This is a genomic window from Pedobacter sp. HDW13 (genome assembly GCF_011303555.1).
Taxonomy (GTDB): Bacteria; Bacteroidota; Bacteroidia; order Sphingobacteriales; family Sphingobacteriaceae; genus Pedobacter.
This window is the reverse complement of sequence record NZ_CP049868.1, coordinates 739,159-764,123: the sequence shown is the minus strand read 5'-3', so window position 1 is coordinate 764,123 and position 24,965 is coordinate 739,159. Positions and strand designations below refer to the sequence as shown.

12 protein-coding genes are annotated in these 24,965 nt (G+C 41.7%); all 12 read left to right on the top strand.

Annotation, left to right across the window (positions count from 1 at the left end):
• Positions 1-10 precede the first annotated feature (10 nt).
• The gene (locus tag G7074_RS03110) at positions 11-1,507 is read left to right on the top strand and encodes a glycoside hydrolase family 88 protein (RefSeq protein WP_240916458.1); all 1,497 of its coding nucleotides are present in this window, start codon (positions 11-13) and stop codon (positions 1,505-1,507) included.
• 131 nt (positions 1,508-1,638) lie between these two features.
• Positions 1,639-4,788 (top strand): TonB-dependent receptor, encoded by a 3,150-nt coding sequence (locus tag G7074_RS03105; protein WP_166206919.1) that lies wholly within the window; start codon positions 1,639-1,641, stop codon positions 4,786-4,788.
• A 19-nt stretch (positions 4,789-4,807) separates the two neighbouring features.
• Positions 4,808-6,499 carry a RagB/SusD family nutrient uptake outer membrane protein gene (locus tag G7074_RS03100; protein ID WP_166206916.1) on the top strand — a complete coding sequence of 564 codons (1,692 nt, stop codon included), beginning with the start codon at positions 4,808-4,810 and terminating at the stop codon, positions 6,497-6,499.
• Between the two features lie 70 nt (positions 6,500-6,569).
• The gene (locus tag G7074_RS03095) at positions 6,570-8,159 is read left to right on the top strand and encodes a DUF4955 domain-containing protein (protein ID WP_166206913.1); all 1,590 of its coding nucleotides are present in this window, start codon (positions 6,570-6,572) and stop codon (positions 8,157-8,159) included.
• 75 nt (positions 8,160-8,234) lie between these two features.
• Entirely contained in the window at positions 8,235-9,710 is a 1,476-nt protein-coding gene (locus tag G7074_RS03090; RefSeq protein ID WP_166206910.1) for a sulfatase, read from the top strand.
• Positions 9,711-9,731: 21 nt separating this feature from the next.
• Complete coding sequence (locus tag G7074_RS03085) at positions 9,732-11,252, top strand: alpha-L-fucosidase (protein ID WP_166206908.1); 1,521 nt, start codon at positions 9,732-9,734, stop codon at positions 11,250-11,252.
• A 542-nt stretch (positions 11,253-11,794) separates the two neighbouring features.
• Complete coding sequence (locus G7074_RS03080; RefSeq protein ID WP_166206905.1) at positions 11,795-15,796, top strand: two-component regulator propeller domain-containing protein; 4,002 nt, start codon at positions 11,795-11,797, stop codon at positions 15,794-15,796.
• A gap of 71 nt (positions 15,797-15,867) precedes the next feature.
• Entirely contained in the window at positions 15,868-16,182 is a 315-nt protein-coding gene (locus G7074_RS26500) for a hypothetical protein (RefSeq protein WP_205944152.1), read from the top strand.
• 95 nt (positions 16,183-16,277) lie between these two features.
• Entirely contained in the window at positions 16,278-17,069 is a 792-nt protein-coding gene (locus G7074_RS03075) for a metallophosphoesterase (protein WP_205944151.1), read from the top strand.
• A 313-nt stretch (positions 17,070-17,382) separates the two neighbouring features.
• Complete coding sequence (locus G7074_RS03070) at positions 17,383-19,974, top strand: glycoside hydrolase family 3 N-terminal domain-containing protein (RefSeq protein WP_166206902.1); 2,592 nt, start codon at positions 17,383-17,385, stop codon at positions 19,972-19,974.
• 268 nt (positions 19,975-20,242) lie between these two features.
• Entirely contained in the window at positions 20,243-20,794 is a 552-nt protein-coding gene (locus G7074_RS03065) for an isopentenyl-diphosphate delta-isomerase (RefSeq protein WP_166206899.1), read from the top strand.
• Between the two features lie 1,095 nt (positions 20,795-21,889).
• Entirely contained in the window at positions 21,890-24,949 is a 3,060-nt protein-coding gene (locus tag G7074_RS03060) for a TonB-dependent receptor (RefSeq protein WP_240916457.1), read from the top strand.
• The last annotated feature ends 16 nt before the right edge of the window (positions 24,950-24,965 follow it).

The window sequence follows — 24,965 nt, the reverse complement described above, 5'->3', positions numbered from 1 at the left end:
TCTAACCGGGATGAAGCGATTTGCATTAGCAATAATCAAATTTAGGAATGAAAAGGAAATATTTACCCTTTTTAAGGAAAAAAATTACCCTTCAACTGGCAGAACTACAGCAATTTCGAATAAGACAAAAGGCCGGGTAAACAGTGCCACATGGAGGCTTACAACATTTACACCACCTTTTACAGAACGAAAAGAACCGGATACACCTGGAAACAGGCATGCACTAACCAAATTAAAAATGATAAAGAGAAATTTACTGATCGCCGCTTTTACTTTTGCTTCGTTAACCACTATAACGAGTACAACCAAAGCCCAAACCGAAGAAAAGTTTATTACGCATAACCTGGCCCTGTGCCAAAAACAGGTAAAAGAAATGTTGGGCAGCAAAAGCCTTACGGCTACAGCTTTTCCGCAAACAACCGATAAAGAAGGGAAGCTGCGCAGTGGTGGCCTGTACGAGTGGACTACCGGCTTTTTCCCGGGCAACCTCTGGTATGCTTACGAGGCCAATAAAGATGCCGCACTAAAAGCACAGGCCATCCAGTGGACAGAAAAGTTAGCGCCCCTGCAAAACTTTACCGAGCATCACGATTTGGGTTTTATGATGTACTGCAGCTACGGCAATGCTTACAGGCTTACCCAAAACGAAAACTATAAGCAGGTTTTAATTAATTCGGCCAAAGCATTAAGCACCCGCTTTAACCCCGTTACAGGTTGCATTAAATCGTGGAATGTATTTAAATCGTGGCATGGCAAAGAGAGCTATAATTTTCCCGTAATTATCGATAACATGATTAACCTGGAGTTGCTGTTTGCTGCCTCAAAAATATCGGGCGATACCAGTTTCAGGCACATTGCCATTACACATGCACTTACTACAATGAAAAACCAGTTCAGACCCGATTACAGTTCTTACCACGTAGTTTGCTATGATGATAAAACAGGGAAGGTGCTGGCACGCGAAACTGCACAGGGCTATTCAGATAACTCAACATGGGCACGTGGCCAGGCCTGGTCTATATATGGTTATACCATGACCTACCGCGAAACCAAAGATGTTCGCTTTTTAAAAATGGCCCAGGGTTTAGCCAACTATTTTATCGACAGTAAAAATCTGCCTACCGATTTCGTTCCTTACTGGGACTTTAATGCCAATCAGATCGGCTATAAGCCTGGTGTAAACTCCAATGCCAATAACATTAACGTAAAATACCGCGATGCTTCGGCAGCAGCGGTTACCGCATCGGCCTTGTTAGAACTGAGTACCTATACTACAGGTAAAACTGCCAAAAAGTATAAAGATGCAGCCGTAAAAATGCTTCATTCGCTAGCCACACCAGCATACTTTGCGGCAACAGGTACCAATGCCGATTTTATTCTGAAACACAATATAGGATCGATTCCGCACAACAGCCAGATCGATGTACCTTTGGTATATGCCGATTACTATTTTATGGAGGCATTACTCAGGTACAAGAAGCTAAATGCCGGACTAAAATTATATTAGTAAAACTTTTAAGCGCAGGTGAGAAAAGGATAAATTTCACCTTTAAAAGGAAAAAAATACCCCCTAAATTTACAACTGGGGGTAAATTTGATACCAAACAACCAACTATAAACTTTTATTGAATTAGTGTTATGAGAAGAATTCTGCTATTTTCAGTCTTCCTACTGACCGTCTTTTCGAGTTCTGCCCAGCAGAGTAAGATAATAACCGGAACTGTTACCGATCAAAAAACCGGCGAAACCTTAGCCGGTGTTAGTATAAGTATTAAAGGTACAACCAAAGGTGGCGTTACCACCAGGGCACAGGGCGAATACAGCATTAGTGTACCTACCGATCAGACAGCGGTTTTGGTATTCAGATACGTAGGTTACCACGCCAAAGAGGTAACTGTAAATCAACAAAAAACGATAAATGTAACCTTAGCCGAACAAAACAACGACCTGGATCAGGTGGTGGTAGTGGGCTATGGTACGGTAGCCAAAAAAGACCTTACAGGTTCGGTAAGCTCGGTTAAAATGGCCGAGTTAAACAAAGCACCGGTACGTTCTTTCGATGAGGCTTTAGCAGGTCGTGTAGCCGGGGTGCAGGTAACCTCGGCCGATGGCCGCCCGGGTTCAGGTGTTGATATTGTGATCCGTGGTAATAACTCGGTTACGCAGGCCAACAGCCCTTTGTATGTGGTAGATGGTTTCCTGATCGAAGATCCCAATAACAATGTGGTTAATCCGGCCGATATCGAATCGATAGACATTTTAAAGGATGCATCGGCAACCGCTATTTACGGTGCCCGTGGCGCCAATGGGGTAGTGGTAATTACAACCAAAAAAGGTAAACAGGGTAAACCGGTATTTAGTTTCTCGAGTACATTGGGCGTGCAGCGCATGGCCAAAAAAATGGAAATGATGAGTCCTTACGAGTATGTAAAATACCAGCTAGAACTTACGCCTGCTTTAACCGGAACACCAGCTACACCTACGCAAATTTATCTTACCGATGGAAAAACCGTTGATTATTACAATGGTGTTAGCCCGATTGACTGGCAGGATTTGGTTTCGCGCACAGCTGTGTACAATAACAACGATTTTGCCGTAAGAGGCGGAACCAAAAAACTGAAATACGCAGTTTCTACTTCAACAGTTAACCAAAACGGTATTTTATTAAATTCAAATTATCAGAGATACACCGGCCGTGCGGTGATCGATTATGCCATTACCGATAAGTTAAAAGTAGGTATCAACGCCAATTACAGCTTCCTTAAACAAAAAGGAATCGACCCCACCAGGGGCGAAAATGGTGCTACTACCAACGTAATGACTTCTATTCTGGGCATGAGGCCAGTTCCTTCCGAAGTGTTTGATCTCGAAGATTCTTTCCAGGATCCGGATATGAACGCCGCGAACGATTATCGTATCAATCCGGTTATCAGCTTGCAGAATTCGTACAATGTAACCACTACACACAACATTACCGCCAATGGTTATGCCGAATATGCAATTCTTAAAGATTTAAAACTGAGATCATCTTTCGGTATTATCGAAAATAAATCCGAAAATGATGTATTCAACAACACCAAAACCTCTGCAGGTCGCCCGGGAGGAGTAAACGGCGTAAATGGAAGAATCAGCAATAACAATTACAGTAACTGGTTAAACGAAAACACGCTTACCTGGGATAAAAAAATAAGCAAAAAGTCGAAGTTAAACCTGTTAGGAGGATTTACACTTCAAAAAAGACACACTTGGAGCAATGGCCGCTCAGTAACCCAATTGCCTAACGAAGACCTGATGTTTGATGGTTTTGATCAGGGCGTACAACAAAGGGTCGATCCTTCTGCATCCGACTGGACCATGGCTTCTTTTTTAGGCCGTATTAATTACAACTACGATTCTAAATACTTATTTACTGCCTCTTACCGGGCCGATGGATCTTCTAAATTTCCAAGCCAAAACCATTGGGGTTACTTCCCTTCGGCAGCTATTGCCTGGCGGTTTGATCAGGAAAATTTCCTCAAAAAATCTAAAATACTATCAGAAGGTAAATTGCGTGTGAGTTACGGACAAACCGGTAACAACCGCGTAGGCGATTTCGATTACCTGACCAATTATTTCAATCCGATTGTAAATACCTACACTTTCAACAACGAATACGTACCGGGTGTAATCCCAACCAAACTGGGTAACTCCGATTTGAAATGGGAAACTACCGAACAGGTAGATGCCGGTATTGATTTAGGCTTTTTTAAGCAAAGAATTACCTTCAGTGCCGATGTATATAGAAAAGTAACCAAAGATTTATTGTTAAACACCCAATTGCCACCATCGGCAGGCTTTGGTACCGCATTAAAAAACATTGGTAGTGTAGAAAACAGGGGTTTGGAGTTAACCTTAACTACTCAAAACATTGTTACTAAAAATTTTACCTGGACTACCAATGCCAATATTGCCTTTAACCGCAATAAACTAATTTCGCTAGCTGAAGGGCAAAACACCCTCGAGAGTACCATTAACTGGGATGCCGCCTGGCGTAACGTAAGCGCTTATGTGGCCGAAGTAGGCCAGCCTTTAGGTTCTATGTATGGTTACGAGTGGTTGGGTACTTATAAATATGCCGATTTTAATACCTCCGTTAATGGCAGCGGTGTTACCGTTTATACCTTAAAACCAGAGGTTGCTACCAACGGAAATACCAGGGCAACCATTCAGCCGGGCGATATTAAATATAAAGACCAAAATGGCGATGGTGTGGTAAATGCCCAGGATTACGTTAAAATAGGAAATGGTTTACCAGCCCACACCGGTGGTTTTTCTAATAATTTTACCTATAAGGGTTTTGATTTAAATGTTTTCTTCCAATGGTCGTACGGTAACGATCTTTTAAATGCCAATAAAATGCTGTTCGAAGGAAATACAAATGGCCTGGGTAATTTTAATCAATATGCGAGCTATGAAAACCGATGGACACCACAAAATGCCGAATCGGAGATGTTCCGTACCAGGGGCTTTTTTGGAGGCGGATATTCATCAAACTATGTAGAAGATGGTTCTTACCTGAGGCTAAAAACAGTATCGCTGGGCTATAATCTCGATCCGAAGGTGATTAAGAAAATTTACCTTAAATCGCTAAGATTCTTTGTATCGGCACAAAACCTGGCCACTTGGACCAAATATTCGGGAGGAGACCCTGAGGTAAATACCTACCGTTCGGTTTTAACACCAGGATTTGATTTCTCTGCCTATCCGCGTGCCCGTACTATAGTTTTTGGTACAAACCTTACATTTTAATCAAATAAATTATTTCAAGATGAAAAAGATATATGTATTATTAGTTTTGGTGGCCATTGCCAGCAGCTCTTGTAAGAAATTCTTAGATACCCAGCCAACCGATAAAATTGCTCTTGAACAATATTATACCGATGAAACAGGCTTAACCCAGGCATTGGCAGGGGTGTACGATCCGCTGGGTTCGGGTAATGTGTACGGCAATTTGCCAAATGGTTTCGAAGCTTGTACCGATGAGGGCTATTATGCCCGTTCGGGTACAGTAACCGGCATACAGGTATTTAATTTCGATCCTTCCAATACCAACGTAACCAATTTATGGACCGACCTTTATACCGGAGTTAACCGTGCCAACGATTTAATTGCACACATTGATGTACCGCAAATGGATGAAGGCAAGCGGCAGATTATATTGGGCGAGGCTTTATTTTTAAGAGGTTACTACTACTTTATGCTGGTTACCCGTTTTGGCGATGTGCCTTTAAGGTTAGTGCCAACCACAAGCCCTAACGATGTGCAGTTAGCCCGCACCAAAACGGCTGATGTTTATGCCCAGATATTGAAAGATATGACCACAGCCGAAACAAAAGTGGCAACCTCTACCGCAATTGGCTACCCCAGCCGCGTTTCAAAAACGGTAGTACAAGGCATTTTAGCCAGGGTTTGTTTACAAATGGCAGGCTACCCTTTAAACGATACAGGTAAATATGCCGAGGCACTGGCCTGGACTAAAAAAGTAATCAGCTCGGGCGAACATGCCTTAAATACAACTTTTAGTACCGATGCTACCTTTAATGGTTTCAACGAAACTTTACCATCAGTACCGGCCAATTCCAATAATGCCTACCGCCAGATATTCATCAATGCTGCGCAAGAGATTTACAACACCAAAGAGAGCATGTGGGAAATTGAATTTAAAGGTAACCGTGCCGATGGTTACTTAGATCTGGGCCCTTTGGGGAGCCAGGTGGGAATTACCATGACACCATCGGCAGCCAATTCGCCCTTGTATTCCTATCCGGGTTATTGCTATGGTTTTATAAAAGGAACAGCGCGTTTATACAATAAATACGATGCAACCGGAAAAGATTTACGCCGCGATTGGGTACTCACAACCTATACCTGGACCGTTAACAATACCACCAATACCGCTACCAAAACGGCTATTGCCAAAACCGTTCAATACGGCAGGGATATGGCCAAATGGAGAAGGGAGTACGAACTGCTTACACCTAAAGATAAAAACCAGACCGGAATTAACTTCCCGGTGCTGCGGTATGCCGATATCCTGTTGATGTTTGCTGAAGCTGAAAATCAGGTAAATGGTCCAACAGCCGACGCTTACAATGCCATTAACCAGGTACGCCGAAGAGGTTACGGGTTGCCGGTTGCGGCAGCAAGTGTTGTGGCAGATTTGACCGGACTTAACAAAGCTACCTTTCAGCAAGCTATAGAAGACGAGCGCATGCGCGAGTTGTGTTTTGAAGGTTTACGCCGTATGGATTTAATCCGCTGGAATAAATTTGTAAGCACCATGAATTCGGTTGGCGCCGAAATGGGTGCTGCACCTACCACTGGCGCACTAACTTCGGGTAACCAGCAATATGGTGGTTTAGGCGGCAAAAATGTTACGGCAAGAAATTTATTGTTCCCCATTCCTTCTTTAGAAATGTCGTCGAACAAATTAATAACAGAAAATAACCCGGGCTGGTAACAAGCTGCACATCAAATGAAATCTGCCGGTTTTAGTCCGGCAGATTTTAGCGAACTATAACAATCCATGTATGGCTTTAAAAAGAATCATTTTTGGTTTAATCACCATCAGCAGTTTATCGCTCCAGGCTCAGGAAAGCGCGATATGGCAAGATTTTAAAACTGCAAAAAGTACAGGTGTCACACCTGTTTTGCCCGATTTCTCTTATGCCGGCTACCGCTACAGCGAAGAAGCCATCCCCACGGTAAACTATAAGGTTTTCGATGTAACCAGCTTTGGTGCTATTCCAAACGATAACCTTTCGGATAAAAAAGCATTTATAAGCGCGATTGCTGCGGCAGAAAAAAACGGAGAAGGGATTATTTATTTCCCTAGGGGCAGGTACCTGTTTAATACCGCTAACGACGACCAGCAGGTGATCCGCATTTCGGGGTCGAAAATTGTACTCAGGGGCGCGGGTAACGGAGAAGGGGGCACTGTTTTGTTTTTTGATAAAGATTTGCCTCCCGCCAATCCAAAGCAAATGTGGTCGGTACCGATGGCCATAAACATTGGTGCAAAGGGTGCCAATAAAAAACTGGCTGATGTAACAGCCAACGCCCCGCGCGAAAGCCACATCATTGAGGTAAGTAATGCTTCTAAAATTAAGGCCGGCGACTGGATTATCCTCGAGGTAACCAATAACAGCCCCGAACTAATTGATTACGATTTAAAAGGCATAAAACCCGATACCAGCTGGGCTTCGCTGATTAAAAAAGGGGTGCAGGTTAATGAACGCCATCAGGTGGCTAAAGTAGAGGGCAACAAGCTTATACTGGTAGAACCCATTCATTATGATGTGCAGGCCAAACACCACTGGACCGTTTCTGGCTTTGCCCATTTAAGCGAGGTAGGGGTCGAAAATATTGCTTTCGAAGGCAACTGGCTAAAGAAATTTGTGCACCACCGCTCAGCACAGGATGATAGCGGATGGAGTATCCTGAGTTTAAACAAATCGGTAAACTCGTGGGTTAGAAACTGCTCGTTCCGCAATGTAAGTAACGGTTTAACCATCGGCGCATCAGCAGCCTGTACAGCTATTGATTTGGTTTTTGACGGCAACATGGGGCATAACTCTGTAGATGCCGCTGGTGGTTCGACTGGTATTTTATTGGCTAATATTACCGATTTAACCGGTATGCACCATGCTGTGGGCGTAGGTGGCGGCAGCACTACAGCTACCGTAATCTGGCGTTCGAGGTACCCCGAAAATACCTGTTTCGAATCGCATTCCTCGCAACCCCGATGTACCCTGCTTGATGAGGTAACAGGAGGCCTGTCTGACGGAAGGGCGGGAGGGGCCATATTTAATATGCCCAACCACGGCCGTAATCTGGTGCTGTGGAACTACAAGCAGTTAGGTGCTGCCAGAAAGAATTTCGAATTCTGGCCAGCCAAATCAATCTGGTGGAAAATAGTGCCGCCCATTATTGTGGGTTATCATGGTGCCGAAACCACCTTCAATAAAGATCAGGTACAGGTATTGGAAAGCCTGGGCAAGGCCGTACAACCCGAATCGTTATTTGAAGCCCAATTGGAATTAAGATTAGGTAAATTACCCCAGTGGATAGCCGAAGAGAAAAAGAAAATTAAGGCACAGGATATTCTGGCTGAAAAATAAGAAGAGCAACAGAAAGAAATAAGCACATACCCGGCGCAGCTGCCCATAATGAAAACTGATAAAAACCCAAGACGAATGAGCAATAAAAAATATCCTCCGTATATTCTGTTTTTTCTATCCCTGTTAGTTGCGTTCCCGGCCATGGCACAAAAGGGTACGAAAGCTAAAACTAGCCCAAATTTGTTAATTATCATGGCCGATCAGTGGAGAGGGCAGGCACTGGGTTTCGAAGGCCGCGAGCCGGTAATGACGCCCTATTTAGATCAGTATGCCAAAGAGAGTTTGGTGCTGAGCCAGATGGTGAGTAATTACCCCGTTTGTTCGCCAGCCAGGGCCATGCTCATGACCGGACAATACCCACTCAAAAACCATGTTTACAGCAATGTAAACTCCAGTTCGGCCCCTTTCGGCATCGAGCTTCAAAAAGATGCCGTATGCTGGTCGGATGTATTGAAACAGAACGGCTATTCGAACGGTTACATCGGTAAATGGCACCTCGATTCGCCTTACCCACCTTACATTCCTACTTCAAACAACACAGGTAAAGTAGCCTGGAACGAGTGGACTGCACCAGAGCGCAGGCATGGTTTCGATTATTGGTATGCTTATGGTACTTACGATGAACACAACAAACCCATGTACTGGGATACGGGCGATAAACGCGATGATTTTAAGTACGTAAACCAATGGGGACCAGAGCACGAAGCCGATAAAGCATTGGCTTACTTTAGAAACGAAAGCGGAAAAATCCGTAAAAATGGTGCGCCTTTCTCATTGGTGGTTTCCATGAACCCGCCACACTCTAATTACCGCACCGTACCCGAAAAATACTATAACCTGTACAAAGATGTTCCTTTGACCGATTTGGTAAAAGATCCCAATATCCCGGCAGCAGGTACGGCATTTGGCGATCAGTACCGTAAAGATGTGCGTTATTATTATGCCAATATTACTGGCGTAGATGAGCAGATTGGCCGTATTTTACAAGGCTTAAAAGATGAGCACTTGGAGGAGAATACCATTGTGGTCATTATGGCCGATCATGGTAACTGTTTAGGTAAACATGACGAAGAATCCAAAAACAACATCTTTGAAGAGTCGCTGCGGATTCCTTTCATTGTAAACTGGAAAGGTCATATCCAGCCCCGTAAAGATGATACCTTTTTAGGCAGTGTGCCTGATATTTATCCAACCCTTTTAGATTTGATGGGATTAAAAAATAAAACACCAAAAGATGTAGATGGTAAGAGTTACGCCCAGTATTACCTGAATGGTAAAGGTGAAAAACCAGCCGAACAGTACATTTTAGGAGCCATTGGCAGCAGTAATGTAAACATCAACACCGGTTTCAGGGGCATTCGTACCAAAGACTATAAGCTGGCTTTTGTGAAGAAAAAGGGCAAAGGCGTATATGAGCTTTACGATTTAAAAGTAGATCCTTTCGAACTTAATAACATCTACCAGCCGGGTTTACCCGTTGTAACAAAGCTGCAGTCAGTTTTGCTGCAGTGGCTGGAAAAAACAAAAGATGCCTTTGTTATCGGGAAATAACCTTAATTCATGATTTAAGCAATGAAAAGAAATTTAATATATAAGTGCCTGGCATGTTTGCCATTGCTTGGCACTGTTAACCTTGCGGTTGCACAAAATAAAGAAGCCGATAAAGTAAAAATGGAGCACGCCCAGATTGGCATTGTTGAAGATGCAAAATCGGGCTACAAGCATACCACCCACCCCGGAGCACAGTGGTTTCCGGAGGCTGGTTTAGGTATGTTTATCCATTGGAGCATTTCATCGATTAAACAAATAGATCTCTCGTGGCCCATGATGGCCGGCACCCAGATTGGCTGGCGTTCGCCCAAGATGGATTCGGCATCGGTTAAAAAGATTATGGATTCGGGCAATTATTTTGCCGGAAATGGCTGCGAAAAAACAAACAGCTGTATTACTCCGCTTGAGTATTGGGCACTGGCCAAAAACTTTAATCCTCAAAACTACGACCCCGAAAAATGGATTAAAGCAGCCAAAGCAGCCGGTATGACTTATGCGGTGCTTACAGCAAGACATCATGATGGTTTTGCCCTGTGGCCAAGCGCTTATGGTAATTTCAATACCAAAAACTACATGGGTGGCCGCGATCTGATAAAAGATTATGTGGCCGCCTGCAGAAAATATGGGTTAAAGGTTGGGATTTATTACTCAGGACCAGACTGGCACCAAAATGGCGATTTCCAAAATTTTATGTACTATGGGGTAGGTAGGGATTACCCAAATATCCCGGTGCTGGATGAAAATTTAAGGCCTCGGATTACCGTAAAAACCGAAGCTGAAAAGCAGGCCCATTACAATGAAATGGCTGCTTATGTAAAAGGGCAGGTTACTGAGCTATTAAGCAATTACGGGCAGATTGATATGATCTGGTTCGATGGAGCAGCCGATATTCCGCGTGGAAATAAAGCCTGGGATAAATGCATAACCATGGCCGAAATCCATAGATTGCAACCTGGCATTGTGGTAAGTCCAAGGTTTTTCGGTTATGGCGATTACAAAACCTTTGAGCAGGATAAAGCATTGCCCAAAACCAAGCAAGATGGCTGGGCCGAACTTTGTACCACCATTACCGATGGAGGCTGGGGCTATACAGGAAAGCCTTTAAAACCCGTTGCGCTGGTGCTCAACAATCTGATCAAGTGCAGGGCCAATAACGCCAATATGCTGTTAAATTACGGGCCAACTAAAGAAGGGGTTCTTACTCCTGAAATGTACACCAGTCTGGCTGAAATTGCCGGTTGGATGAAAGTAAATGGCAGTGCCATAAAAGGTGCACAGGCACTCGATGCCAGCGAATCGGCATCGGTACCGGCCACAGCAGCAGCCAAGCGCCGCTACCTGTTTTTACTGGCTCATAAAAAGGGTGAAAAACCGATCGATGAGCAGGTGACTTTTAGCACAAAGGGAAGTATTAAAAATGTAAGTCTATCAGGCAATAAAGCTACCCTTAAATACAGCGTAGCAAACGGGCAACTTACTGTACAGGTACCGGCAGCATTAAGAACCGCACTGCCCAATGTTATTGAGCTGGAACTGAAGTAAGCAGAAATCGGTTTGTTTTATGGATTAAATCACAATAAAGGTTGTAAAGGACTCAGGGAAGCCAATTTGAGGAAATTTCTGCAATAGTGCTGCCTGTAGTTTCTGGACGAAATATTATGCAGTTGGTTCTGGACATAGCGGCGAATTATACAATAGTTATTAAAGTGACGAATTTAACAAACGGTTATAAGGCAAATTTTCCGATTGGATAAGCTAATGATCTCATGTTATTCTTTATGAGTTTCCTTTGATAGAGGAAACTAGGCCAATTTGTAATGAGTGTTCCGTGTTGGATTAACCTCTCTATGGTCTTATACACCTAGCCTTACCTACAGTAACGCCATAGGCGTATAAGACCTAGTAATCAATGCGAAAGTCAATTCAGCTGCGTCAATGTGCTAATGCAATTGGACTCAGAATATGGATGATTTCGGGTTTTCTTTGTACAATTTTAGCTCTTTTAGCTTTATAGTATTATTATCTTTATCTTAAGTTTAAACCAAATATTCGCTGATAAGGATCTCTCCCTCTTAATAAAGTATATGAGGAAAATTATTACACTTTTATTTTTATTGATTAGCCTGGTAACAGTCTGTTTGGGGCAGGGGATAGCATTTCATTCCCTGACTACAGAAACAGGATTGTCCCACAACTCGGTAACAGCCATTTTCCAGGACGGTAAAGGTGCCATCTGGATCGGTACCAGGGAGGGCTTAAACCGCTATAACGGAAACCGGGTTCAACAGTTTAGGGAAGATAATTACAAAAATGTACAGTTCGTCCGTGGCTATATAAAGGCAGTTACCGGAAATGGTATAGATAAAGTTTATGTACTAACGAATGAAGGTATTTCAGTATTTGATGACAAAACCGGCCAATTCAAAGTTCTGGTTAAGGGAGCTTACTATCAGATGGCATGTATCAGAGGAATACTATACATCATGGATAAAAAGCAGATATTCATCTACGATGAAGCCAAAAACGAGAAACGCTTATATTTCTCACTTCCTGAGATATCACTGTCTTTAAAGTGTTTTCTTATTGATAGATCCGGCCAATTATGGATCGGTACCGAAAAAGGTGGCTTATTGGTAAAAGATAGTAGCAATAAAACAGTTCGTAAGGTAATTGATAATATCAATGTGACTCAGGTATATCAGGATTCCAGGGGAGAAGTCTGGATAGGTAGCTGGAACGATGGACTATTTAGGATTGTGAATGGCAAAACAATAAGATATAGGCATAGTGAAACTGATAAGAATTCTATTTCATCCGATTTCGTTCGGTGTTTTATGGAAGATGAAGCCGGAAATATGTGGATAGGATCTTTTCGTGGCCTTGACAAACTCGAACGCAGTACTGGGCGAATATTAAGTTATGATGATGGGGAAGAAAATGGTGGTTTAAAAAATTCTTCCATATGGAGTATTATCAAGGACCGGCAAGGCACGATCTGGGTTGGCACTTATTTTGGCGGCGTAAATTATTTTAATCCCAAATATGAAATTTACGACTATTTCAAAAAAAGCATTATCAGGGATGCGGGGCTCAGCTCTTCGGTTGTAGCTAAAATGACCGAGGACAACCAGGGAAACCTCTGGATATGTACGGAAGGGGGTGGTTTAAATAGATATAACCTGAAGACGGGTAAATTTAAATGGTTCAAAAGTGATAAACATGCAAATAGTATCTCTCAGGATAATTTAAAGGCAATTTATTTTGATCCCAAACAGAATGCATTATGGATTGGAACGCATTTGGGAGGGCTAAACAGGATGAACCTCACCACGGGGAAGTTTACATGCTACCTTGCAGCCCCCCAAAGAACGGATGGATTGCCATCTAACGTAATCCAGGATATAGTTCCACATGGTGATAAACTAATCCTGGCAACTCCGCTTGGGGTTGGTGAGTTTGATCCCCATACCGGTCAATACAAAAGGTTACTGGATACGGATGCATTCAGTTTACTGATTGATCGCGAAGGAGTTTTATGGGTGGGAGGACTTGGCTCGGGCGCATTTGCTTATCATTTTAACACAGGCGAGTTTCAGCATTATAGTAGCGAAGTAAATAAAAAAAATACCTTGTCTGATAATTTTATAACCCGTATTATCCAGGATCATCAGGGGAAATTGTGGTTTGCTACATCTTCAGCAGGACTCTGTTTGTTTCAACCCTCCACAGACGATTTTAAAAGGATAAACCTTGAAATGTACGGTGTCAGTAGTAATTATGTATATGATCTAGTGGAATCTTCAACCGGGAATTTGCTGATTGCTACAAATAAAAGTTTTGTGGTCTATAATCCAAAAGAAAATTCCTTCAATGACTACCGTTATGACCATGGCTTTCCTTTGGGAGCGATGAATGAAAACGGACTTTATCTTTCCCGTTCGGGAAGAATATTTTTAGGTGGAGTGAGTGGAATGGTTTCTTTTAATGAACAGGAGTTAATTGTGGCAAATAAACCTTATTCATTAAGGCTTCAACAAATTACGGTCAATAACAGTAACACAAAATCAGGAGTTGGAAACAAGGTTTTGATCCAGGGGCTTTATTATGAAAAGGAGGTTGTGCTTAATAGTGACCAGACAACTTTTGATATTGAATGGGTCACGGATAACTATATCCTGGAAAATAAAGATAACATTATATATCAGTTGCATGGTTTTTCCGACAAGTGGAACGATGCAAGAGAAAATACCCCGATAAGTTATACCAACCTTTCACCGGGCAGTTATGTTCTAATTGTTAAATCTACCCGCTCAGGTGGTCCTGAAACACGGCTTGCTATAAAAATATCACCACCGTTTTATCGAACGACGCTGGCTTACATCTGCTACATATTACTCTTTGCAGGCTTGATGTATTATATCTTTAGATTTTACAGGTCGAGGATCAGGTTGCAGGAATCGCTGCGTTACGAAAAGCTGCATGCGAGGGAGCTGGAAATCCTCAATGATTCCAAAATCAATTTTTTTACCAATGTTTCCCATGAGTTCAGGACTCCGTTGACTTTAATATCCGTCCAGATTGAGCAAATACTCTCCAGAAAGGGCTCAATGCCTGCTGAGTTTTCAAAGAAAATTTCAGCTATATATAATTGCAGCAAGCAACTGGATGAACTCGTTACTGAGCTGATGGATTTTAGGAAACAGGAAGAAGGCCTTAATAGAATTTATCCTTCAGAAGTGGATTTGACAGGATTTATATCCAACTGCTTTCAGCTTTTTCGCCCTTTGGCTACAATAAAGGAGATCGATTATGATTTGTTAATAAACGTCAAAGCGCTAAAGGCCTTTATCGATATCCGGCAAATGCGAAAGGTGATGAACAATCTATTGTCAAATGCCTTTAAAAATACACCTGTGGGAGGGAAAATCGTGTTATCACTAACCCAGCAAGGAGAACATGTTGCTTTGGCTGTGGAAGATTCAGGTCCCGGAATACCTCCTGACGAAATTAACAGAATCTTTGAGCCTTTCTACCAGACTAGCGAAAGCGTGTTGGGAACTGGAATCGGTTTGTCTCTCGCAAGAGGAGTAGTAGAACTTCATCAAGGGAAGTTATTGGTCAAAAGCGAGTTAAGCATAGGGACTACCTTTATAGTGCAACTTCCATTAAAGGTCGTATACCCGGAAGGTACAATCCGCTTAGCAGTTAGCAATCAATTTAAGGATAGTAGCCAAAGTGAGATCAAGCAGTTGCAGGAACAGGATATTGAGATTGCATCGCCTGAAATAGTCCTGGAATCAGATCAGCGAAAAAAAATTCTAATAGTGGAAGATAATCCGGCTATTAGGGAAGTGTTGGTCGATGTATTCGCAGAATTTTATGAGGTGGAAACTGCCGATGACGGACAAGCAGGATGGGTTATTGCTCAGGATATTATGCCTGATATAATCGTTAGTGATGTAGTGATGCCGAATCTTTCCGGGATTGACCTGTGCAAAAAGTTGAAAAGTGATTACGCCACCTCTCATATCCCCCTTGTGCTACTAACAGCCCGTGCATCTATCGAGTATAATCTTGAGGGCTTATTGGTCGGGGCTGACGACTACATCCCAAAACCCTTTAATGCCAGGGTTTTGCTAACACGCTGTAACAACCTGGTTAATAATCGTATTCTTCTTCAGGAGAAATTCAGTAAACAGCCTGCTGCATCGGTGCAGATCTTAGCGACCACACAGATTGATAAAGAGTTTCTGGAACGGGCGACTTCGATTATAGAACGCAATATAGATGACCCTGATTTTAATGTTAACATATTCTCGCGAGAAATGGGGATAGCCCGTACCAACCTTTTTTCAAAACTAAAAGGGATTACAGGTCAAACCCCCAACGAGTTCACGCTAACCATACGGCTAAAACAAGCAGCACTAATGTTGAAGACAGATCCTAAAATATCTGTTTCTGAAATTTCTGAAAATCTAGGGTTTACCTCAGCAAAGTATTTCAGTAAATGTTTTAAGGATTGTTATCAGATTACACCATTGCATTATCGAAAGCAATTTTTTTCTAACACAATGGATAATGATTGAGCTCTGAATTTTCCGACCAGATAATCTCAAATGGAAATGTTCAAATTTTCGCTAGCCAATAAATAATATATATGAAAAATAATTTTCAAAGGCGAAGCTTCCTTAAATTGGGCTTGACCCTGGGAGCATCTTCACTGATAGCACCTAAATATGCAAATGCACATATTTTAGAAACCGAAGAGGACTTCAAATTTACAGCCGGACCTTACCTCCAGACAAATTTTAATAATTCCATTACCGTACTATGGCTAACAAACAAGCTTGGCACCGGTTGGGTGGAGTATGGCGAGGAACCAACAAACTTAAATTATAAAGCTTACTCAAACGCTGAAATGGGGCTTCGGGGGCTTACAGAACGCGAAATGCGGTTACTATTAATAACTTGAAACCTGGAAGTAAATACTATTACAGGATTATTTCAAAAGAAATTCGAAATTTTCAACCATATAATCTTGAATATGGGAGTTTAATAACGGGTGGTATGGAAACATTTGTGAATGTAGATCCGAATACTCCAGAGCTATCCTTTGTAATGTTGAATGATTTGCACGATAGACCGGAATCTATTCCGCACCTGCTCAACCTGGTACCTGAACAAAAAAAACATTTCGTTTTTTTTAATGGCGATATTTTCGATCACCAGGCTGATGAAAAACAACTTATCGACAATATGTTACTGCCATGTGTTAACTGCTTTGCGAAAAATACACCATTTGTTTATGTTCGTGGCAATCACGAAACCCGCGGAAAGTTCGCGCGTGAGTTTCCGGAATATTTTATGCAGGTAAATTATTCAGCATTTTCACTAGGACCTGTTCGATTTGTTATTCTGGACACGGGCGAAGATAAAGAAGATACTCACCCTGTTTATGCGGGTATCGTTAATTTTGACGAATATAGGCTTCATCAGGCCGCCTGGTTAAAAAATGAAATTGAGTCCAAGGCTTTTAAGAAAGCATCATTTAGAATAGTTCTGATGCATATCCCTCCGCGCTTTTCTGGCGAAGCGCATGGTCCAAAACATTGCACAATGCTTTTTGATCCATTGTTGAACCGTGGCCGGGTTGATCTGGTATTAAGTGGTCACACCCATAGATACAAAGTGCATCAGCCAGACCTAAATGCAAATCACTATCCGTTAATTATCGGAGGTGGGCCGGCTAATGGAAAAAGAACAATAACTGCTATCAAGGTGACTAAACAGGAATTAGCAGTCACGATGTTGGATGATGCTGGAAGAGAGGTCGGTAGCTACAAAGCGTCCCGGAAATAAACGGTTACGCAGATTTCTTAGTTAAAATGCTGCTGATAAATACATAATATTTCAAAGAGACCAAAAATGAATTTTTTTGGTTTTTTTTTGTATGATTTTGCCCACCGGAATTTTATCCGGCAACTATTTTTGGCGACAGTTGAAAGTGGATTTATGGCGGTACGCATTTTAATTTACCAATGCCTCCAGATCAGTTAGTGCCGCTTTGGGCGATTTTAGAATATCATTTGATCGAATTGCGACAATGGTAGAACTTAAAATTCAAGTCCAATAAATTCTTCAAATCAATCATTACCAAAAAATGCAAATTTAAATGAAAAGTTATTGTATAGCCTTCTTTGCTATTGTTTGTTCGCTTAATGCGTTTTCCCAGAAGCCAGCTATCCCTCTATACAAGAGGCCAGAGTTGTCTCCCCGAGAGCGGGTAAAAGACTTGCTTCCCAGACTATCGCTGAAAGAGAAATTATCGCAGATGCAACACATACAATCCGGCCAGTATGAGGTGGACCAGAGGCCAAATTTACAAAAGCTATTTAACTTTAGTAAGGGGATCAGTTATGGTTGTTTGGAGGGCTTCCCATATTCCTCAGATCAATATACCAAACTCATTTATCATACCCAAAAATATATGAGGGAAGAGAGCAGGTTTGGTATCCCGGTTATTCCGGTGATGGAAGGACTTCATGGAGCAGTTCAGGATGGAAGTACTATTTACCCGCAATCCATTGCTATAGCCAGTACGTTTAATACACAACTAACCTACCAGATGGCAGGATTTATAGGTGCTGAGGCCAAGGCAATGGGGGTAAAACAGGTTTTAGCTCCTGACCTGGATCTTGCCAGAGAACTTCGCTGGGGAAGGGTTGAAGAGACTTACGGAGAGGACCCATTTTTAGTCTCACAAATGGGAATCGCATACATTCAGGGCTTAAATCTGCACAAAATCATAAGTACCCCAAAACATTTTATAGGGCACGGGAGCCCGCTTGGAGGGCTTAACCTGGCATCTGTTGAAGGAGGGAAAAGACAACTTTTTAGTCTCTATATGCAGCCTTTCGAGGCGGTAATCAAAGCACTTAGTCCTTTATCTATTATGAACTGCTATAGTGCCTATGATGGTGAACCGGTTACCGGATCAGCCTATTTCCTAACCGATCTGCTCAGGAAGCGACTAAAATTTCAAGGCTATGTCTACTCTGACTGGGGATCCATAGAAATGCTTTCCAGTTTTCATAAAACCGCAGTAAACCAGACAGATGCAGCTATGCAAGCTATCAAAGCCGGTCTCGATCTGGAAGCTTCAGGGGAAGACTACGCCAAATTGGAAAGTTTGGTCAAAAATAAGCAGTTTGCTGCCAAATATATCGACGCTGCAGCGGCTCATGTGCTTTATACTAAATTTGCCTCAGGCCTTTTCGAAGATCAACCTGTGGATACATTGAACTACAAAAAATCAATCCACACGCCCCAATCGGTACAGTTATCCAGGCAGATTGCCAATGAGAGTGCCGTTCTGTTAAAGAATGCCAACGGAATCCTTCCCTTGGATGCCAGCAAGCTAAAATCTATTGCGGTCATTGGTCCCAATGCGGATCAGGTTCAGTTTGGCGACTATTCCTGGACGAGGAACAATAAGGATGGTATCACACCCCTGCAAGGTATTAGAGCGTTTGTAAAAAATAGCGTCGAAATAAATTATGCCAAAGGCTGTGATCTCACTTCAAGAGATAAAGGTGGTTTTAATGAAGCCGTTTTGGCTGCCAGTAAGAGCGATCTGGCTATAGTGTTTGTTGGTTCGCAAAGTGCATCACTTTCCCGGGAATACCTTAACTCTACCAGTGGAGAAGGGTTTGACCTTTCTGACCTCAACATTCCGGGAGTGCAGGAGGACCTTGTAAAGGCTGTAAAGGCAACTGGTAAACCAGTCGTTACAGTCATTGTATCCGGAAGGCCGTTTGCGATTGGCTGGTTTAAAGAGTACGTCGAGGGGATAATTATGCAGTGGTATGCGGGCGAACAACAGGGGAATGCAATCGCTGACATACTTTTCGGCAAGGTTAATCCCTCTGGTAAACTGGCAGTGTCTTTTCCCCAAAGCGCGGGACATCTTCCCGCATATTACAATTACCTGCCCTCGGACAAAGGCTACTATAAAAGGAGTGGCACTGTGGATAAACCGGGAAGAGATTATGTATTTTCTTCTCCCGATGCATTGTATCCATTTGGATTTGGATTAAGTTACACGAACTTTAAATATGAAAATCTCAAAGTAAACAAGTTAAATTTTAAGGACGCTGATACTATTGTAGTATCGGCGGATGTAATTAATGTTGGTAAATGCGATGGTCAGGAAGTACCTCAGTTATATATCAGAGATGTGGTAAGTTCAGTATCCACACCCGTGAAACAACTAAAAGCGTTTGAAAAAATTCATCTTAAAGCTGGAGAACAAAGAACTGTTAATTTTAAAGTTCCGGTTATTGACCTGGCCTTGTACAATACAGACTACATCAAGGTTGTTGAGCCAGGGGAATTTAAATTAATGGTTGGTTCATCCTCACAGGACATAAAATTACAGCAATCGGTTTTCGTGAACCCTGCAAACATGGTTCGACAAGAAAATATTACCCATTCGGGTGGCCAAAGAAATGGAGAGATCAACCCAGAAGGACGAAAAATTTCCGTATCTGGGGTCATTAGGGATGTTCAGTCAACGGTTGTTGCAGAAGCCATTATTAAAGTAAAAAACCAATTAACTTCTGTATTATCCGATAAGGACGGAAAATATGTCATCGAAGCGAAAATCGGGGATACTTTGATTTTTTCCGCCCGAAATTTCAAAACAAAGGAGGTACTGGTTAATGGTGAAAAAAATGTTAATGTAACGCTAGTGCCGGGAGGGTAATTTAATTCCCTTATTGATATGGTTACTAAAGTCCAAATCGCGAATTCTTTCCTGGGAAGCCCCCTTAAACCTATACCATTTTTAGACTCATCTAAGGCGAATATTGATTGTTTAGGCAGCTGGACTTTTGGTCCTATCCTGGAAGATGCTATGGGTAGGCTAAGCGTTTTGGCTGTTGCCATCTAGCACTAATTTTGATCAATTGCATGTGGGGAATTATCGTGCTCCGGCTTCTAGTTATAGTTCTGCTTGAAAAAAAATAATTTAAATGATTAAACACGTGATACTGGTTGATCAGCATGATAATCCACAGGGGCACATCGAAAAAAAGGAAGCTTATGAGAGGGGATTGCTGCATCGTGGCTTTTCAGTTTTTATTTTTAACTCAAAGTGTGAGTTATTACTTCAAAAAACTAAGTATTCTTCCAAAGCCTTATGGGCTAATACTTGTATAGGCCATGCTAAGGTAGGAGAGAGCAATTTTCATATTGCAATTAAAAAAATATGGGCAGAATTGGGAATGGGCTGTGATATCAGTTTCCTTTTTAAATTTACCCATAATACCAAATTTTCAGGTGGCCTAACTGAGTATAAAGTAAGTCACGTTTATTTTGGAATGAGTGAAACCCTGCCGGCTATCCATCCCATGGAGAAGGAAAATTTTAAGTTTATGGATATAAACGTATTGGCAAAGGACATCAATGCTCATCCTGAAAATTATATTCAAGGCTTAGGTTTAATTTTAAATAGGGTTGTGAGGCATGTATCAACTGCAATGAAGCAGAAGAGGCAACTTTCTGATGTGCCTAAATACATGTAAACCTTTGATATTCTTTGTTCTGGATACCCTAAGGGAAGTATATCCTGAATTTTTCTGCTATGGCTTATCCTAAAAAGCCAGTCTGTCGGAAATGATCTGCTTTTAGCATCGAAAGCGAAAGCCGAAAATACCTGGGAAGTATAAGCTAGCATACCAGAAAAGAAAATACGGTTCTACATAAACCTGTAACTGGCTTCCTTCCGTTGGTTTTAGGCTACTTTTTTTCTCCAGGGTAATCTTTAACCTTATGTTTTACATAGGTAATGATCTTCAAAAATTTTCCCAGTTACACTCCCTTAAAACCGATAAAAACAATTCCCTGATACATTTCTGTGCTGAATTTAGTCGTTAAGTTGTTTGTTTTCTATTATGTTGCTGTTATTCAGTTGTTTGTGTTGTTTTTGTTCGGCTTAAAAATGTATTTTTTTGGCTTTTTTTTGTATGATTTTGGCTGCTAAAAGCTGTTTTAGCAACTAGTTTTATACCATTCAATAACTAACCAAAGACAAATATATATGAACCAATACCAAGTTATTTCACCCCAGGAATTTTAAGAAAGATATCGATAAAGGTCGTCTACCTCCCGCTTTCTGTTAAAAATTAAGTGTGCTATTCTGGGATTTTTTGCTAAATGATGAGGCTATATCCTATAGTGGAGAGGAGTTGTCATGCAGCAGACTATTATGAAAAATAGCTTAGATAGAAAGCCCACTATTACCTGTAAACCTGCTACAAGCAGAAATGGGATTTGTGCGTTAGCTGAAATCCTTTTCTACAACCCGTTGGAAGCTTGATAGTGAGCGCGGATATGAATTGTTAAAACTGGCCCCAATTGGGAGAAGGTAGCAAATTAAAAATCTGTGTCGCCATATCTAAAGATGTAACCTGGTTTTGATATCAGGGATAATGCGAAAGCATTGGTAAATGAGATAAATAAACAAAACAAACAAACCAATAATAAATTATGAAAATTTGTATTAAACTAATCATCGTTCTTTTGCTAGGGTATGTGTCAATGGCACAGTCCCAGGTTAAAAGACAAATCACGGGAAGGGTGACCGCAAGGGATGGGGGAGGCCCTTGTCTGGGACATCAGTGCGCTTAAAAGACGGCAAACAGTCTGTAAAAACCAATGAAGACGGAAAGTATTCGATTACCGGTAGCGGCGCTAGTGACATACTGTTGTTTAGCCATATCGGTTATCTGGAAAGGGCAATTGCAGTGGGCGAGAGAACTGCGGTTGATGTCGTACTAGAGGTCGATCAAAAAGCGTTATCAGAGGTCGTTGTAGTTGGATACGGTTCCAAGAGTAGAAAAGACCTGACAACAGCAGTAGGCTCGGTGGATATGGGTGACTTTACAAAAGCTCCGGTACGATCTCTGGATGAGGCACTAGCAGGCAGGGTAGCAGGAGTTCAGGTGACTTCTACAGACGGACAGCCTGGAGCATCAGCTAGTATTCAAATCAGGGGAGCAAATTCAGTGACACAGTCTAATTCGCCATTATATGTGATTGATGGATTTCCGGTCGAAGGATTTAACCTGAATAACATCAGTAATAATGAGATAGAATCAATAAACGTACTAAAAGATGCAGCAGCGACTGCTATTTATGGTGCAAGGGCAGCTAATGGTGTAATTGTGATTACCACCAAAAAAGGGGTGTCCGGTAGTTCTGTGGTGAACTTTAACTCCTATGTTAATATCAGTAGCAACAATCAGCGTATGGAGCTGATGTCGCCCTATGAGTTCATCAGATATAATCTCGATCGGAACCCTATCCAGGGACCCAATACATTTTACTATTATATGGTAGATTTTAAAGGGCTTAACGAACAAAACTATGTTGACTTTTACAAGAACTTTTCGGGGGCAGACTGGCAGAAACCATTTTTTCAGACAGGTTACCAACAGAACTATGATTTGGCTCTTCGTGGAGGTACTGACAGGACAACTTATTCTTTATCTGGCAACATTAACAGGCAGACCGGTACAATCATTAATACTGGTTATAAAAGATATCAAGGCAGGTTTAATTTAGACCATAAGGTTAATGACAAACTAAAGGTTGGGATGAATACATCTTATTCCAATAATATACGTTACGGCCAGGGTGCAAGCGCCGGCTTAGGAGGTGGTGCAGGTTCATTTATTTTGTATAATGTTTGGGGTTATAGTCCAATTGACACCATTAGTGAACTGCCGATCCAGGATGTGACCCAGGCATTGAATGGTATCCATGATTATCGTTTCAATCCAATATTGCATCAGAAAAATGCGGTTAGCAATTATAAAACGGAAAACATCAATATCAACTCATTTGCCGAGTATGCCATCCTGCCAAGTTTGAAACTGCGGGTAAGTGGGATTTACAATAGAAGTAATGAAGCTAATGAGTCTTTTAATAATTCGCTTACCCAATACGGAAGCCCTGTAGGTTGGAATGCTGCGAATGGGGTAAATGGCTCAATAACGTTGTATAAATATCAGAATTGGGCTAATGAGAACACCTTGACGTATTCGGAAACCTTTAATGAAAAACATAGAATTACGGCTTTGGCAGGTTTTAGTGCCTTAGGAAGCAATTCTGAGGCTTATGGATATTCTGCAAGGCTTTTGCCTAATGAGCAGCTTGGCTTAAGTGGGCTTAATGAAGGGACATTAAATCCTGGTCCTACTGCAGAAAGTTCCCTTTGGCGGAATTCTTCAGTTTATTCCCGCGTGTCTTATAGCTATGCTGATAAATATATGATGGAGGTTTCTTATAGGGCTGATGGAACATCTCGTTTCGCCCAAGGGAACCGCTGGGGATTTTTTCCCGCAGTTTCGGCTGGATGGCGGTTTTCAAAAGAATCCTTTCTTAAAGATAACAAAATCATATCCGACGGTAAGTTAAGGCTGAGTTATGGAGAGACTGGTAATAACAGAGCGTCAGACTTTGCCTATGTTGCAAGGTTTGAACTCCCGGGAAATATTAACTACTCTTTCAATAATGCTTTTTCTCCAATTCTATTTGTGGGAAAGAACGATTGGGGAGATATTTCAATGGGAAATAAAAAGTTGAAGTGGGAAACAACTGCCCAATACAACGCCGGTATAGATTTATCGTTGTTTAGCAATAAAATAGGACTGACGGTAGATTTTTATACCAAGAAAACACATGATTTAATCCTGAATGCAAGTATTCCCCAATATTCTGGATATACCAGATCCTTGCTCAATATCGGAAGTGTCCAAAATACAGGTTTGGAGTTCACCATTACTACCAAAAACATCAAAACCAAAGATTTCAGTTGGGGTAGTAATTTCAATATTTCTTTTAACAAAAATAAACTGCTGGCGCTTGCCGATGGTCAGGAAACTTTGCTATCTGCAGTCAATTGGGATTTCGCATATAGTACTGTTCCGGCTTATATGGCAAAGGTTGATGAACCTTTGGGGCTGATGTATGGCTGGATGTGGGATGGCAATTATCAGTTCAGTGATTTTAACAGAACTACTGAAGGTGTTTATGTGCTCAAGGATGAAGTGACAACAAATGGAAATGTGCGCGAACTGATCAGGCCTGGAGATATTAAATACAAGGACATTAACGGAGATAAAGTTGTTGATGCAAACGATCGAACAGTTATTGGAAGATCATTACCCATTCATATCGGAGGATTTTCAAATAATTTCAGATACAAGTCTATTGATCTAAATGTCTTTTTGCAATGGTCATATGGCAATCAGATCCAAAATAACAACAGGTTTGTCTTTGAAGGAAATGCTTTAGGTAAAAGTGGGTTTCAACAGTTCGCCTCTTACAGCGATCGTTGGAGTCCTGACAATCAAAGTTCTCCAAACTACCGCGCAGGCGTGTCGGGCGGCGGTTATTATGGAACTGGTTTGTCTTCGAGAACCATAGAAGACGGAAGCTATTTGAGACTTAAGACGGTTTCATTGGGCTATAATTTTTCGCAAAAATTATTGCAAAAAGCTAAAATCAAGTCTGCCAGACTCTCGATGAGTGCTCAAAATCTTTTGACCTGGACGAAATATTCAGGATTCGATCCAGAGGTAAGCACATTCAACAATGTATTAACAGGTGGCTTCGACTACAGTGCTTATCCCAGAGCCAAGGTGATTTCGTTTGGTTTGGATGTTACTTTTTAACTGGAAAGTTCCTGAT

What these genes read in the sequence shown, in the direction of transcription:
- G7074_RS03110 (WP_240916458.1), top strand. Translation starts at nt 11, where the DNA reads ATGAAGCGATTTGCATTAGCAATAATCAAATTTAGGAATGAAAAGGAA.
- G7074_RS03100 (WP_166206916.1), top strand. Translation starts at nt 4,808, where the DNA reads ATGAAAAAGATATATGTATTATTAGTTTTGGTGGCCATTGCCAGCAGC.
- G7074_RS03070 (WP_166206902.1), top strand. Translation starts at nt 17,383, where the DNA reads ATGAAAAGTTATTGTATAGCCTTCTTTGCTATTGTTTGTTCGCTTAAT.
- G7074_RS03105 (WP_166206919.1), top strand. Translation starts at nt 1,639, where the DNA reads ATGAGAAGAATTCTGCTATTTTCAGTCTTCCTACTGACCGTCTTTTCG.
- G7074_RS03085 (WP_166206908.1), top strand. Translation starts at nt 9,732, where the DNA reads ATGAAAAGAAATTTAATATATAAGTGCCTGGCATGTTTGCCATTGCTT.
- G7074_RS03065 (WP_166206899.1), top strand. Translation starts at nt 20,243, where the DNA reads ATGATTAAACACGTGATACTGGTTGATCAGCATGATAATCCACAGGGG.
- G7074_RS03080 (WP_166206905.1), top strand. Translation starts at nt 11,795, where the DNA reads ATGAGGAAAATTATTACACTTTTATTTTTATTGATTAGCCTGGTAACA.
- G7074_RS03095 (WP_166206913.1), top strand. Translation starts at nt 6,570, where the DNA reads ATGGCTTTAAAAAGAATCATTTTTGGTTTAATCACCATCAGCAGTTTA.
- G7074_RS03075 (WP_205944151.1), top strand. Translation starts at nt 16,278, where the DNA reads ATGGAAACATTTGTGAATGTAGATCCGAATACTCCAGAGCTATCCTTT.
- G7074_RS26500 (WP_205944152.1), top strand. Translation starts at nt 15,868, where the DNA reads ATGAAAAATAATTTTCAAAGGCGAAGCTTCCTTAAATTGGGCTTGACC.
- G7074_RS03090 (WP_166206910.1), top strand. Translation starts at nt 8,235, where the DNA reads ATGAGCAATAAAAAATATCCTCCGTATATTCTGTTTTTTCTATCCCTG.